The sequence below is a fragment of the Streptomyces sp. CB00455 genome (assembly GCF_001905445.1).
Taxonomy (GTDB): domain Bacteria; phylum Actinomycetota; class Actinomycetes; order Streptomycetales; family Streptomycetaceae; genus Streptomyces.
Genome location: NZ_LIVQ01000010.1, coordinates 148,625 through 162,827 on the forward strand (window position 1 = coordinate 148,625; position 14,203 = coordinate 162,827).

Annotated in this window: 14 protein-coding genes; 8 read left to right on the forward strand and 6 right to left on the reverse strand. The window is 71.9% G+C overall.

Annotated elements, in window-relative coordinates:
* Positions 1–173: 173 nt before the first annotated feature.
* Positions 174–1,313: a hypothetical protein gene (locus tag AMK16_RS36795; RefSeq protein WP_073920548.1), complete on the forward strand. Its 1,140-nt coding sequence runs from the start codon at positions 174–176 to the stop codon at positions 1,311–1,313.
* Between the two features lie 40 nt (positions 1,314–1,353).
* Here AMK16_RS36795 and AMK16_RS30440 read toward each other — a convergent pair whose 3' ends face one another.
* Positions 1,354–2,025, reverse strand: coding sequence for an HSP18 transcriptional regulator (locus AMK16_RS30440; protein ID WP_073920549.1), 672 nt, complete (start codon positions 2,023–2,025; stop codon positions 1,354–1,356).
* Positions 2,026–2,151: 126 nt separating this feature from the next.
* On the opposite strand from AMK16_RS30440, the gene AMK16_RS30445 reads away from it, so the two are divergent.
* From AMK16_RS30445 to AMK16_RS30470, 6 genes are all read left to right on the forward strand, one after another.
* Entirely contained in the window at positions 2,152–2,586 is a 435-nt protein-coding gene (locus tag AMK16_RS30445) for an Hsp20/alpha crystallin family protein (protein WP_073920550.1), read from the forward strand.
* 232 nt (positions 2,587–2,818) lie between these two features.
* Entirely contained in the window at positions 2,819–3,214 is a 396-nt protein-coding gene (locus AMK16_RS30450) for a DUF2267 domain-containing protein (RefSeq protein ID WP_073920551.1), read from the forward strand.
* Positions 3,215–3,276: 62 nt separating this feature from the next.
* Complete coding sequence (locus tag AMK16_RS30455) at positions 3,277–3,714, forward strand: DUF2267 domain-containing protein (protein ID WP_073920552.1); 438 nt, start codon at positions 3,277–3,279, stop codon at positions 3,712–3,714.
* Between the two features lie 857 nt (positions 3,715–4,571).
* Positions 4,572–4,913, forward strand: coding sequence for a MerR family transcriptional regulator (locus tag AMK16_RS30460; protein WP_073920553.1), 342 nt, complete (start codon positions 4,572–4,574; stop codon positions 4,911–4,913).
* 219 nt (positions 4,914–5,132) lie between these two features.
* On the forward strand, positions 5,133–5,294 hold the full coding sequence (locus AMK16_RS30465) for a hypothetical protein (protein WP_030964779.1): 162 nt from the start codon (positions 5,133–5,135) through the stop codon (positions 5,292–5,294).
* Between the two features lie 242 nt (positions 5,295–5,536).
* Positions 5,537–6,634: a hypothetical protein gene (locus AMK16_RS30470; RefSeq protein WP_073920617.1), complete on the forward strand. Its 1,098-nt coding sequence runs from the start codon at positions 5,537–5,539 to the stop codon at positions 6,632–6,634.
* Between the two features lie 31 nt (positions 6,635–6,665).
* Here the strand turns inward: AMK16_RS30470 and AMK16_RS30475 are convergent, their stop codons facing one another.
* Positions 6,666–7,418, reverse strand: a complete 753-nt coding sequence (locus tag AMK16_RS30475) for a GbsR/MarR family transcriptional regulator (RefSeq protein WP_073920554.1) — start codon at positions 7,416–7,418, stop codon at positions 6,666–6,668.
* Between the two features lie 236 nt (positions 7,419–7,654).
* Here AMK16_RS30475 and AMK16_RS30480 point away from each other — a divergent pair, with 236 nt between their 5' ends.
* On the forward strand, positions 7,655–8,323 hold the full coding sequence (locus tag AMK16_RS30480; RefSeq protein WP_073920555.1) for a DUF4097 family beta strand repeat-containing protein: 669 nt from the start codon (positions 7,655–7,657) through the stop codon (positions 8,321–8,323).
* 40 nt (positions 8,324–8,363) lie between these two features.
* Here AMK16_RS30480 and aroC read toward each other — a convergent pair whose 3' ends face one another.
* The 4 genes from aroC to AMK16_RS30500 form a co-directional block, all read right to left on the reverse strand.
* Entirely contained in the window at positions 8,364–9,551 is a 1,188-nt protein-coding gene (gene aroC / locus AMK16_RS30485) for a chorismate synthase (RefSeq protein ID WP_073920556.1), read from the reverse strand.
* A gap of 67 nt (positions 9,552–9,618) precedes the next feature.
* Positions 9,619–10,959, reverse strand: a complete 1,341-nt coding sequence (locus tag AMK16_RS30490) for an MFS transporter (protein ID WP_242439001.1) — start codon at positions 10,957–10,959, stop codon at positions 9,619–9,621.
* 182 nt (positions 10,960–11,141) lie between these two features.
* Positions 11,142–12,848 (reverse strand): 3-deoxy-7-phosphoheptulonate synthase, encoded by a 1,707-nt coding sequence (locus tag AMK16_RS30495; protein ID WP_242439002.1) that lies wholly within the window; start codon positions 12,846–12,848, stop codon positions 11,142–11,144.
* Between the two features lie 69 nt (positions 12,849–12,917).
* Positions 12,918–14,183: a hypothetical protein gene (locus AMK16_RS30500; protein ID WP_073920557.1), complete on the reverse strand. Its 1,266-nt coding sequence runs from the start codon at positions 14,181–14,183 to the stop codon at positions 12,918–12,920.
* Positions 14,184–14,203: the final 20 nt, after the last annotated feature.

The window sequence follows — 14,203 nt, forward strand, 5'->3', positions numbered from 1 at the left end:
GGATCCCAGTGATCCGTACGGGCCCGCATGGACCCGGACGACACCCGTCCTGCCACCAGGGGATCCGCCCTGATCCCGAACGCCGCCGGGCGTTCGACAACGTTCGGCAGATTCCGCGTACGTACGCCACCGGGCCCCTCTAGCGTTGGTTTCCGGACAAGGGGGGTGAGCCGGTGACATACGAAGATCCCGGGATCGAGCCGCACGACGCCACCGCTATCACCGCGTTCGAGGACGCGCTGCGCCAGTTCACGGAGGAACTGAACCGGCTGCACATCGCCAACGGCGCGCCGTCCTACGCGACCATGGCCGGCGCCTCGGTGCGTCCGAAGCTGACCAAGGCGGGCCTGAACGAAATACTCGCCGGCAAGCGCTTCACCTCCCTGGAGGCACTGCTCGAATTCGTCCGGGTCGTCACCGCTCCCCGGGAGGTGGATCCGCCTGCCGCCCGTCTGCGGGCCGACCCCGTTCTCGTGGACGACTGGCGCGGCCGCTGGCAGGAGGTCAAACTCCTCCAGCGCCAGGCCCAGCCCGCGAGCAGACGCCTCCGCGCCACCGTGCGGCAGACCCTGGACGACGCCGCTCAAGAAGCCGAGGCCGTCCGGGAGGACGCCCGCGCCGAAGCGGTCCGCATCCGCGCCGAAGCGGAAACCGAGGCCGCGCGCGTACGCGCCCGGGCCCGCCGCCACGCCGAAGAACTCCTGCACCATGCCCGCCTGGAAGCCGAACGGGCCCACGGGCTGCCAGGAGGAGAAGAGGGGGAGGGGACGGGGAAGGGGAGGGGGAGGGAACCGGGGGAAGGGGAGGGGACAGGGGAAGGACCGCACACCCCGGTGGTCGCCACCGGTTCCGGCGCTCCGCCTCCACGCGGCGGCCGGTCGTGGCGGCCGCGCGGAGAGCCCGCGCCGCGCCCGGCGTTACGTCCGGCGTTACGTCCGCTGGCCGCAGCGACCGGGGTGGCGGGACTGACGCTGGCCGCGATCCTGGCGGGAGACCCCTTCCTCGGGACGTCCGGCGACTGCCTGCCGGGCCCGGCCCACGCCGCCGACCGGCTCATCCCCCACGCCGGCCTCCAGGACCGCGGAACCGTGCGGCAGGCGGCGTACGCCCGCGAACCGGAGTCCATCATCTTCACCGACCTCGGCCGCCGCTTCGGGTTCCCCTCCTCCCCCTCGTCGACGGACGGATCGTCCACACCGAACCCGGCCCCGACCCCGAGCCCCACCCCGACCCCGACTCCCAGCCCGACCCCGACTCCCACCCCTTCGCCCACCCGGAGCACGTCCGACTCCTGCGCCCGAACCGGCTCCTGACCCGCCGGGGCGAGCGGGGAGGGCCGGTGACGGTGACGGGTCAGGTGCCGCGCTGGTCGTGGCTGTCCCGGCGGAGCCGGTCGGTGTGGCGGGTCATCGCGTCGATGCGGCCGGCGAGCTCGGCGTCCTCGGGCCGCAAGTGGGGCCGGGCGTCGGCCAGCGGCCCGAGGAGGCGGGCCGCGTCGTTGTCGGCGAGCGCTGTGTTCAGCTCACCGATAGCTCCCTGGGCGTCGGCCGGGAGGCCGGTGAGGGAAGTGACCTGGCCCGCGAGCCTGCGCAGTTCGGCGGCGTTGCCGCGGGCCCAGGCAGCCACGGTGCGGTTCGCGGCGCGCGTGCTGCGGGTGGCCTGCACACGCTGTTCGCCGGTGCTTCCGGCTGCTCCCGGGCGGGAGCGGAGGTAGCGGCGTTCCGCGGCCTGGCGGCTGGCGACCCCGAGAGGCGCGGCGAGGTCAGCCCAGCTCGCACCCCGGCCCCGGGCGGTCTCGATCAGTCCGCTCTCCCAGCCCGCCAGCTGCTCACGGGTCTCGCGCAGCCTGGCCAGTGCGGCCAGGGCCGGGTCCGGGCCGGAATCCGGCCCGGCCGGCCGGCCGGCGGTCGTCGGTGTTCGCGGGGGCGCTTGCCGGGCGTCCTCGATGGCCCGGCCGATGGTTTCCAGAGCGGCTGCGGCGGCGTTGAAGGGGACCGGGTCGGTCGGCTGTGCGGCCTCGTGCATGGCGTTCTCCGTAGTGTCATCCTCTGGCTGACAGCTGGCTTGTCATCGTTTGGATGACATGCTACAACGGAAACACGTTGAAGCGCATGGGCAGTTCCTGCCTGAACCAACCGGAGGTGTTTCGCGATGCTGATGCGCACTGACCCGTTCCGCGAGATGGACCGCATCGTCCAGCAGCTGTCGGGTACGTCGGGGACCTGGTCGAAGCCGTCGGTCATGCCGATGGACGCCCACCGCGAGGCCGACGACTACGTGATCACGTTCGACCTTCCCGGCGTCAGCACCGAGGCGATCGACATCGACGTCGAGCGGAACATGCTGACCGTCAAGGCCGAGCGCCGCCCGGCCGCCAAGGCCGACAGCGTGCAGATGGACCTCTCCGAGCGGCCCTTCGGTGTCTTCTCGCGCCAGATCGTCCTGGCCGACACCCTGGACACCGAGCGCATCCAGGCCGACTACGACGCGGGTGTGCTGACCCTGCGCATCCCGATCGCCGAGCGCGCCAAGCCCCGCAAGATCAGTATCGGCCGCACCGACAGCCCCAAGCAGATCGCGGGCTGACCAGCACCACCCCATGCGGCGGAGGACCGGGGGAACCGATCCCCCTCCGGCACCCCGGTCTCCCGCGCCCCCCTCTGCCTCCCCCCGTGCGGAGGTGACGTGACGCCGACACCGCGATCCGCTTCCGGCCCACGTCCAGGCACAGGCTGACCGAGGCTCACCAGCTGACCGGCTTTCACCGTGGCGGAGGACAGGGGATCGGACCCCCCTCCCCTTGTTCGGAGGTGTCGTGATGTCGATGCGTCGGGAATCGTTCCTGGCCCACATCCAAGAACGCGGCCAGTACGACACGCGCGAGGATGCCGAGCGGGTGGCCCGCGTCGTCCTGGCCCTGCTGGGTGCCCACCTGGTCGGGACGGTGCGCGCCCAGCTCGCGGCCCGGCTGCCGGAGGCGTACGCCCTGATCCTGCTCAACCCGCTGCAGGCCGAAGAGCCGCTGACGCCCGAGCGTTTCGTCCGCGCGACCGCGGCCTGGATCGAGGGGGCCACCGAGAAGACGGCCCTGTGGGACATCGGCGCGGTCCTGTCCACCGTCGCCGCCGCAGCGGGCGACGTGCTGACCCGCGAGGTCCTTCTCCAGCTCCCTCCCGGCTACGACCTCCTCTTCGGCCACCCCCAGCCCGTCTGACCACCCCGGCCGGGCAAGCCCGGCCCCTTCCGAGTCCTGCCAGAGAAAGGCCGGCACCCGTCATGCACGACCAGACCCGCCCGGAACGCTCCCGCGCGGCCATGACGTTCGACCAGATGCTGGAACACGTCCGCTACGAGGGCTCCTACCCCACCCGCGAACGAGCCGGGGAAGCCGTCCGCACCGTCCTCACCGCACTCGGCCGGCAGCTGCCCGACGACGAACGCCTCGACCTCGCCGCCCGCCTCCCCGCCGAAGCGGGCCTCGCCCTGACCTCGTCCGCACCCGACACCGGACAGCTCACCGGCTGGGGCTTCGTCAAGGACCTGGCCGCCCGCACCGGCGCGACACCGGCCACCGCCCGCTGGGACACCGGCGCCGTCCTCGCCGTCGTCTCCGCCCTCGCCGGCCCCGACCTCCTCGCCCGCATCCTCCAGCGGCTCCCGGGCGGCTACGCACTCCTCTTCGGCCAGGCCCAGCTGCGCCTGGCCGCCGCCTGACCCGCTCCCCCCGGCCCTGGGCCGCGACGCGGCATCCCGCCTCGCCTCGCGGCCAGGGCAGCCCCGACGGGGCAGGCCGGCATCCGATTACCTCTCCGACACGACCAGGAAAATCTGTACCGGCTGGAGTAGACATTGCCCGCTTCTCTGGTTATGGTTTCTCTCGTAGCCCAGAGAGACAGCAGGGCTCGGCAGAGATGAACTGCCGGGCAGTAGTACCCGCAGTACAGGTTGTTGCAGTGTGCAGTGCGGTGCGGTGGTGGAGTGTCGGAGCCAGGGTTGTTGCAGGACGGCGACGGGACTGACTGCCGGACCGGGTGGCCCGCGGTGATGAGGGGCTGCCGAGAGCAGTACCGAGTTGGCAGTACTCGCAGTGGAGTCTGTGTGCAGTACCTCGGTGAAGGCGTCGGCTGCGGGCGCGCGCACCGGGAGGTTCGGCAGTGGGGTTCTAAGCCAGAGCAGATGCAGGATGGGCGACGGGGCTGGCTGCCGGAGCGTGACGCTGGGTCAGGTCACGAGCAGTATCAGTGGTAACAGCAGTGCAGGTAGTACCAGTAGTAAGCAGTAGACAGTAGTTGATCACCGAGGGAAGAACGGAGGGGCCGAGCGCCATCAGGATCGCCCGGGCGGTCAGTAGGAAGCCTGGGTACCGCAGGACATCGATAGTGAGGTGGTCTCCGGTCACGCATCCGCGATCCCCGTATTCCCGGCAGTGTTCAGGTCGGGTGTGCGGAAACAGAGGGCCGGCGCAGTACCAGGGCCGGCAGATGGTGTAGCAGTTCCTTCGGGGCCCTGGTGCCAATGGCACCAGGGCCCCTCAACGTACGCCCGCATCCCCTTTACGCGACGAGGTGCAGATGACAGCAGACGATTCGTTCGGCCGTCTCGACGACGACGACTATCCCGCCTACACCATGGGCCGGGCCGCCGACATGCTCGGCACCACCCCCGCCTTCCTGCGCGCCATCGGGGACGCCCGCCTCATCACCCCGCTCCGCTCCGAGGGCGGACACCGCCGCTACTCCCGCTACCAGCTGCGCATCGCGGCCCGCGCCCGCGAACTCGTCGACCAGGGCACCCCGATCGAGGCGGCCTGCCGCATCGTCATCCTCGAAGACCAGCTGGAAGAAGCCCAGCGCATCAACGCCGAATACCGCCGCGCCGCCGCTGCCGCCCCCCAGGCTTCCGCCGCGGCCTGAGAAGGCCCGGCCTGCCCCTCCCGCTCCGCTGCACGCAGCCCGGAACGCACCGCGTTCCGGGCCACTTGCGTATGCCGTGCACCCACCGGCGGTGAAGCGTCGGAAAAGCCGCCAACGCGGGCGCACTCTCCTGCCCACCTGCCGAAATAAGAAACACGTAAAATTCGAATGCATGCACGCAGGGTGGCCGGGCACTAGGTGCCTCGGAGGTTGATAATCATGGTTCCCCTGCTTCTTGTTCTTCTGCTCGCTCTGATCCTGTTCGGTGCCGGTTTCGCGGTGAAGATCCTCTGGTGGGTCGCGATCGCGGTGCTGATCCTGTGGCTCATCGGCTTCGTTGCCCGTCCCAAGGGCAGCAGCGGCCGCTGGTACCGCTGGTAGCCGCACGACACCAACCCGCTTCTGTGGCCCGCCCCCTTCGAAGGGGGCGGGCCACAGCCATGTCACCCCTGCCCAGCCCTGCCCAGCCCAGCCCGGCACCCGAACACCGAAGTCCCGACGGCACCGGCCAACGCGATCTCCGGGGCCCGCCCGGCCGTCTTCGCCGTCAGCGCTCCGTGCCATGATGCGGATGCGTCCCAGGGGAGTGGGCCGCGGTCTACGGAATTGCCAGGGGGATGGGGATGGGAACGGGTACGGAGCCGGACGGCTCGTCCAGGTCCGACGAGGAGTGGGAGCGGTTTCTGCGCGAGTCGGTGGCGGGTGCCGCCGACGCGCCCAAGGAGCCGTCGGCGCGGGCCCGCGACGTGGCGAAGCGGCTGCGCGCGGAGCCCGGCCGCGGTCCGGAGGCCTGGCGCAGCTACACGCCCGCGCGGCCCAAGCGGCGCAGGGGCTGGTACGTGCTCGGGCTGCTGGCCTCACTGGCGCTGCTGCTGGTGGTGGCGCTCGCGCCGGGGCGGATGGTGGACCTGTTCGCCGGCGCCGCCTCCCCGCCGCCGGCGGTCGAAACCGCCCGCCCGACCCAGGCACCCCCGGCGGAGGCGGCCCAACGCCCCACCATGGACGAGCCGTTCCGCGGTTCGCCGGCTGCGGGCTGGGCGAGCGGAGCGGAGGGGATCACCGTGCCGAAGGCCGGGGCGGTCGGCTGGATGAGCGAGGCCGAGGTCGAGCGTGCCCTCGCCCGCAGCCGGGACTTCCTCGTCGCGTCCGGCCTGGACGCCGGGGTGCTGCGGGGCGAGCGCCCCGAGAAGGCGATCGCACTGATCAACCCGCACCAGAAGGACGTCCAAGACCTGCTGGAAACCGCTTTCCGAAACCCGAGCGAGAAGAACGACCCCCTCCTCCTCTTCAGCCGCTTCCAGCCCTCCCGCACCCACCTGGTCGGCGACGTCGTGAAGACCCGGGGCCGGCTCACCTACCAGGAGGGCGAGCGCGGCGCGCTCCAGGTGACCGCCGACGTCACCTTCGTCTACCCGGTCACCCGCGCGGAGGCGGGCGGCGACGACGAGATCGTGCGCACGATCGTCCGGCGCGAGCTGGTCCTGAGCTGGGACGACCCCGGCAAGGTGATCACCGAGCCGGGTACGTTCTCGATCGTCTCGTACAAGTACGACATGACCAACGGCGGCTGCGGCGCCCCCACCGGCTACTTCACCCCGCCCTTCGGCGCGGACCGCCGTGCGGACGGGGCCGGCACGCAGATCGACCCGTACGACCGCAGCGCGCCGGTCGGGCGCGGCGAGTCCTCCGGGGACGGCTGCGGGAGGGCGACGCGGTCCTAGTACTGGCGGGCGGGCACGAACGCCGGACCGGCTATCCGCGCGTCGGACCCGGCCCGGTGTCGCCCGACGGCGGCGCGGCCTTCGTGTGGAGGATCTCACGGGCCTGTTCCGCGGCGCGGGCGATGCTCTCGGAGACGAAGTCGAGGAAGCGGGCGATGTTCTCCAACCGGACGGCGGCCGGGGTGTCGGCGCCGAGGACGCCGACACCCTGCCGCGCGGTCTCGACGAGCTGGGCCGTGGAGCGGGCGCTGGCCATCATCGACTGGTACCAGACGTCGTCGTCGACGACATAGCGCTCACGGCGGCGTTCGTCCCGTTCCCGGCGGATGAGGCCCTGGCCTTCGAGGAAGGCGACGGCCTTGGACACGGACGCCGGGCTGACCTGGAGGCGCTGGACGAGTTCGGCAGCCGTGAGGCTGCCGGAGTCGGTGAGGGTGAGACAGCCCATCACCCGCGCCATCATCTTCGGCATGCCCGAGGCCATTTGGACGCTGGTGAACACCTCCTCGTACTCGCGCACGGCCTCGGGGTCACGCCCGTAGGGCTGCTGGAGCACCTCCGGCCCCCGGGGCGCCGGCTTCCTGCGCCGGTGGGCGCGGTGTTCGGTGGCGCGATGGGCGAGATCGGCGCGGTAGGCGGTGGGGCCGCCGTTGCGCATCACCTCACGGGTGACGGTGGAGGTCGGGCGGTCGAGACGTCGGGCGATCTCCGCGTAGGCGAGGCCGTCGGCCACCCCCAGCGCGATCTGCTGGCGTTCCTGCTGGGTGAGCCTGCCTCCCGGCATCGCGGTCTCCTTCGTCTTCGTTCCCGTACGGTCCGGCGGACTGCGAGCTTAGCGTTCACTCGTCGTCCATTGCAATGGGCAGCCGACCGGTGTTGCATTAAACGCCAGACGCATTGCAACAACTTTCCTGCCCTGACCTGGCGTTACCACTACGGGAAGCAATATGGTCGTTGCCGACTCAGTGAAAGCAACGTAGCGTTTTGGCTATCAGAAAGAACGAGCCGAAGGAAAAGACCATGCAGAAGTTCAGCACCCCCGCCCCGGTCTCCGCCGTCCTCGACATCCCGGCGGGCCGCATCCGGCTCATCGCCGCCGACCGGGCCGACACCACGGTCGAGGTCCTGCCCGCGGATGCCTCGAACGGCCGCGACGTGAAGGCGGCGGAGCGGATCACCGTCGGCTACGGCGACGGCGTCCTGCGGATCGAGGCCCCCGCGGCGAAGAACCGGATCCTCGGCACCTCCGGATCCGTCGAGGTGACCATCCAGCTGCCCGCCGGTTCCCGCATCGAGGCGAAGGCGGCCAGCGCCGAATTCCGGGGCGTCGGACGGCTCGGCGACGTCGCCTTCGAGGGCGCGCACGGCTCGGTCAAGCTCGACGAAACCGACGGCGCCCGCCTCACCCTCCTCGCCGGTGACGTCTCGGTCGGCCGTCTGGGCGGCCCCGCGCAGATCAGCACCCAGAAGGGCGACCTCCGCGTCACCGAGGCCGTGCGCGGCACGGTCGTGCTGCGCACCGAGGCCGGCGACATCTCGGTCGGCGCCGCCCGCGGAGTCTGCGCCTCCCTGGACGCCGGCACCGCCTACGGCCGGATCCACAACTCCCTCCGGAACGCCGACGGCGCCCCTGCCCTGAACATCCACGCGACCACCGCCTACGGCGACATCACCGCCCGCAGCCTGTGAGCCCCACTGCCGAAGGAGCAGGCCGTCCAAGCTGCGGGCGTCATCGGATGCGCAGGCCCTCCAGGTAGGCGCGTGCGTTGCGGCGGGTCTCGGCGAGCGAGTCGCCGCCGAACTTCTCCACCACCGCATCGGCCAGGACCAGGGCGACCATGGCCTCCGCGACGATGCCGGCCGCCGGGACGGCGCACACGTCCGAACGCTGGTGGTGAGCCGCTGCCGCCTCGCCTGTGGCGACGTCGACCGTGGCCAGGGCGCGCGGGACCGTTGCGATCGGCTTCATCGCGGCGCGCACGCGAAGCGGTTCGCCCGTCGTCAGCCCGCCTTCCGTGCCGCCCGCGCGGGACGTCGTGCGGGCGATGCCCTCCCGTGTCGGGACCATCTCGTCGTGAGCCCGCGAGCCCGGGACGCGGGCCAGGGCGAAACCGTCCCCCACCTCGACGCCCTTGATCGCCTGGATGCCCATCAGGGCCCCGGCCAGGCGGGCGTCCAGGCGGCGATCCCAGTGGACGTGCGAGCCGAGACCGACCGGGGCGCCGTACACGAGCACCTCCACCACTCCGCCCAAGGTCTCGCCGTCCTTGTGGGCCCGGTCGATCTCCACGACCATCGCCCTGGATGCGGCCGGGTCCATGCAGCGCACCGGGTCCGCGTCCAGTCCCGGCACGTCCGCCGGGGTGGGGTACGCACCGTACGGGGCCTTGGCCGAGGCCAGTTCGACCACGTGCGACACGACCTCGATGCCGGCCGCCTCCCGCAGGAAGGAGCGTGCGACCGCCCCGAGCGCGACACGGGCCGCCGTCTCCCGGGCGCTGGCGCGTTCCAGCACCGGGCGGGCGTCGTCGAAGCCGTACTTCTGCATACCGGCCAGGTCGGCGTGGCCCGGGCGGGGACGGGTCAGCGGGGCGCCCCGGCCCGTCCCGTTCCGGAAGGCCGCACCATCCACCGGATCGGGCGACATGACCTGCTGCCACTTCGGCCACTCCGTGTTGGCGACCATGACCGCCACCGGTGAACCGAGGGAGAGACCGTGGCGGACACCGCCCAGGAGCGTGACCTCGTCCTGTTCGAACCTCATCCGGGCGCCGCGGCCGTGGCCGAGCCGGCGCCGGGCGAGGTCGGCGGCCACCAGGGTGGTGGTCACCGGGACGCCGGCCGGGAGGCCCTCCAGTGTGGCCACCAGTGCCGGGCCGTGCGACTCACCGGCGGTCAGCCAGCGCAGCCTGCTCATCGTGCCTCCCGGATCAGGACCATGACCCCGTCGTGGACCGGGGCTGTTTCAGCGCGAACGATCCGGTTCAACTGTCCGATGGGCATGAGCTCTTCCCTGCGAGGTGGATCGCCAGGGCGCCGACCAGGCCCGCCGCGGCGAAGGTGACGAAGGCCCACTGCTGCGCCCCCCTGGCAACGACGGCCCCGCCCAGTGCGGGGCCGACGACCGCGCCGAGACGGCCGATTCCGGTGGCCCAGCCCATGCCCGCGGCGAGCTGCGGAGCCGCATAGAGGGTGGGGACGGTGGCGTACACCATGACCTGGGCACTGAACAGCCAGATGCCGGTGACGGCGACGACCACGTAGGTGACGGGCAGTGGCAGCCGTACGGAGAGCAGCAGGGCGCCGGCCGCGGTCAGCAGGAACCAGACCGCCGAGACGCGGGCGGCTCCGAAGCGGGTGGCGACGGCGCCCGCGATCACCATGCCGGCGATCCCGCCCGCGTTGATGACGAGGAGAAAGACGACCGAGGACGTGGGGCCGTATCCTGCCGCCCGCATGAGCTGCGGCAGCCAGGTGCTCACGCCGTAGACCAGCAGCAGTCCGCAGAAGGACGCGGTCCACAGCAGCGGGGTGCCCCTCCGGCCGGCGCCGCGGAACAGGGTCAGGGCAGTGTGCCAGCGGGCCCGGAGCCCGGCCGCCGGCGCGGTGGCGGCGTGCGGTGGCCGCAGACCGTAACGTCGTGCCAGCTTGCGGGCCTCCGCTGTCCGCCCCCTGGCGAGCAGGACGGCCGGAGACTCGGGCAGCAGCCACAGCAGCAGCGGCACGGCCACGAGCGCGGGCACGGCCCCGGCCCAGAACACCGAGCGCCAACCGCCGTCGGACGCCGCGGTGAGGCCCAGGACGGTCGCGAGCATGCCGCCGACGTGGTAGGAGGTCATCAGCGCCCCGGCGGTCAGGGCGGCCCGGGCGCCCGGCGCGAACTCCATCACCATGCTCAGGCAGGTGGGCATGACCCCGCCGAGGCCGAGGCCGGTGACGAACCGCCCCAGCCCGAAGGCATCGACGCCCTGCGCAACGGCGCACAGGGCCGATCCGGCCGAGAACAGCAGGGTGCAGCCGACGATCACCGGCCGACGGCCGGCCCAGTCGGTGAGGTTGCCCGCGGCGAGGGCCCCGATGAGCATGCCGAAGGTGGTCCAGCTGCCGACGGTCCCGGCGACGGCGGGGGTCAGGCCCAGCCCGGGGTCGGCGAGCATACGCGGCATCACCGCCCCGTAGACGTTGACGTCCATGCCGTCGAAGAGGACGACGAGCCAGCACAGGGCCGGCACGACGAGGGCACGACGGCGGGCCGGGCGGGGGGCCGGGCGGGGGGCCGCCGCGACGGCTGCCCCCCGCCCGCCCAGGACTCGACTGGTCGTCACGCGGCGCCTGCCGGTGCCAGGACGTTGCCGGAGCCTGCGGCGAGGATGGTTCCGCGCATGGGCGGGTGCCTTTCTGGGTCGAGGTGGGGCCGGCGGGAGGGACGGGGCCGGGACGGGCAGCCGGGGCCGTGGGGTACCGGCCTTCCCGACCGCCCGCCGTTCGGCGTCGCCCCGGTGTCCGCTCAGGTGGTGAGGCTGAGGGCGGGGGTGGTGGTGACGAGGAGGGTTGCGATCAGGTCGGCCAGGTGGAGGGACTGGGACGGGTTGAGGCGGGGGTCGCACACGGTGTGGTAGCGGTGTCCGAGCCAGGTGTCGTCGATGTCCACGTCCACGCACTCGGTGACGTCGTCTCCCGAGAGCTCCAGGTGCACACCACCGGGAGGCGTCCCGGTCTCCCGGCAGGCGGCGAAGAAGCCGCGCAGTTCCTCTTCGATAGCCCGCATGGTGCGGGTCTTGACCCCACCCGGGCTGGTGACGCCGTTGCCGTGCATGGGGTCGCTGACGAAACGGTCGGCCAGCCCGACGGTCGAAGCCGCGGTGAGCAGTTCCCGGGCACGCTCGTAGGCCAGGGCCCGGCCCATCCGAAGGACGAAGGTGAGCCGGCCGGGGACGTTGTCCGGGTTCAAGGCCGCGTGCAGGGCGAGGAGTTCGTCAGGAGTGCAGCCGGGGCCGACCTTGACGGCGATCGGGTTGGCGATGCCGGAGGCGAACTCGATGTGCGGGCCGGTGAGGGACCGGGTGCGCTCACCGATCCACAGCAGGTGACCGGAGTGGGACCAGCGGGCGCCGTCGACGGGTGAGGTGCGGGTCTGGGGGAGTTCGTAGTCGAGGAGCAGGGCTTCGTGGGAGGTGTAGACCCCCGATCCGGCCAGGAAGGAGAGGGTCTTGGCCGACTCGCGGTAGGCGCGCAGCAGGTTGCCCGGGTCGGGGACCCGGCCGGCGGCGGTGAAGGCGGCGGCGTTGACGGCGTCACCGAGGTAGGAGGGCAGGGAGGTGTTGCCGCGTCGTTCGACGGATGACGAGCGCGGCTTGGCGTACTGGCCGGCGATCCGACCCACGGTGACGACCCGGGTCCCGGAGGCCTGGGCGATCCGCTCGGACATGGCGCGCAGCAGGTCGACACGGTTGCGTACGGCGCGGGGGGTGTTGTCGGTGAAGGTCTCGGCGCAGTCGCCGCCCTGGAGCAGGAACGCAGGGCCGGCGAGTTCGGCCCGCAGGGCGCGGGCTTCCGCCATCGGGACGAGCGGGTCGGCGTGGGCGAGGACCCGCCGGACGCGGGCCGTCTCCCTGGGGTCGGGCCAACGGGGCTGGTGGTCGGGGAGGGCGGCGCGGGACCCCGTCCCCGCCTCGGTCGTGGTGGTCACGAAGCGCGGGTTGAAGACCTCGTGCACGAGGACCGTGGCGTGGTTGGAGAAGGCGATCTCGTAGGCACGGCCGGGCGCGCCGGCGGGGAGCAGGCCGAACGGTTCGACGGTGAGGCCGGTGGCGAGGATCCGGCGGCGTTCGTACAGACCCAGGCTGCGCGTGTGCAGGCCGAAGGGGGTGTCGTCCCGGGGTATGACGTGGGCGGCGTCGGTCTGGCGGAAGGTGATCAGGTTTTCGCTGACCACGGACCCCGCACGGTCGCGCAGGCGGGATCGGCGGATCCGCAGCTGCGGGTGGGGGCCGGCCCCGAAGACATCGGTGAGGTGACCGGAGGCCCGCAGCGCGGCCGGGTCGGGGCCGGGCAGTACCTCGGCCGAAAGCGGGGAGTCCATGAGTGATTGCAGCAGCACGGTCGTGGAGCCTTCGTTGCGCAGCATCATGCGGGTCGCGGACGGCAGCGCGGGGGGCTCGGCGAATTCGGGGTACGCGGACAATCGAAACACCCTTGGGTCGGTGGTGGTCATCGTGGCGTGGCTGTGCGTGGGGTGGGGTGGCGCGGACATGGCGGTGCGTACGGCCGGGACGGCGGAGGGTCAGAGCACTTCGGCGGGCTCCCGGAAGGCAGAGGTCTCGGCCACCACCTGGCCGATCAGCTTCGCGGCCGCCTCGGCCCCGTTGCCCGTCGGCGCGATGGCCCGGGACGCCTCCGCGGCCCGGGCACGGAAGTTCTCCGGTTCGTCGAAGGCCGTGCGCAGGATGGTGAGCAGCGTCTCGGCATCGGGCTCGGTGGCCGTGGTGTATCCGAGGTGGTCGAGCCGGGTCATGGCCTCCCGCTCGTGATACTCGTCCCGTCCGCTGAGCACGTAGGCGACCGGGGCGTCCATCACGGCGAGCTCGGTGACCGAGAGCCAGCCGGGGGGCGAAAGGATGACCTTGGCGTGCTTGACCAGGGAGTGCCAGTCGGCGACGTAGTCGACGAAGACGACTCCGTCCCGCTCCTCGGTGAAGGTCTGGCGGCCGATCACGACGAGTCGGGCCGTCGGGTGGTCGACGCGCAGCTTCTCGAAGGCGGTGAGGTAGTGACCGAGCAGCCGCTCCTTGTTCTCGGTGAACATGGTGGTGCCGCCGAAGCCGACGATGGCGTAGTCGGTGCCCTGCAGGCCGAAGCGGGCGTCGATCTCGGCGCGCGGTGCCGGGTCGGCTGCGCATTCGTCGCGGACGATCGGGCCGACGACGTGGCCGTTTCCGGCCGCGATGGCGTCGAACACCGGTGTGCCCCGGTCGAGTGCGGGAACGCTGGGCTTGTCGGTGAGGACAGCGCGGGCGCGCCGGGTCACCCAGCCGAAGAGGGTGGTCAGCGAGGTCCGGATGGCGTTGACCTCTTCGGGGTCGTCGAGTTCGAAGCCGGCCTCCAGGAGCGTGGCGTTGTCGATCTGGCCGAGCGTGAAGTCGTAGCGCTCGGTGACCAGGACGTAGGGGACGCCGGAGATCTCGGCCGCCAGGCACGCGGCGACGTTGTAGTCGCTGACGACCACATCAGGCCGGACGGAGCCGATCAGTGCGACCGCGGCGAGCATCCGGTCGCCGCTGATGAACGTCCGGTTGAGGTAGCCGGTGACGTACGAGGTCCAGTCGAAGTGGCGGGTGAGCTGCGAGGTGTTGGCGTGGTCCTGCTGGTCGGAGGCGGTGTGCACATGCACGCCGAGGGCCTCGAACATCGGGGTGAACAGAGCGCTCTTGGAACCGAGGTACGCGTGCTGCTGCGCTTCGGGGAACAGCGTGCGCACTTTCGCGGCCACCGCGAGGGCCCGCATGTTGTGGCCGGTGCCGGTCTCGGCCGGCAAGTGGAGGACCTTCATCTGTTGGCACCTTTCGGGGT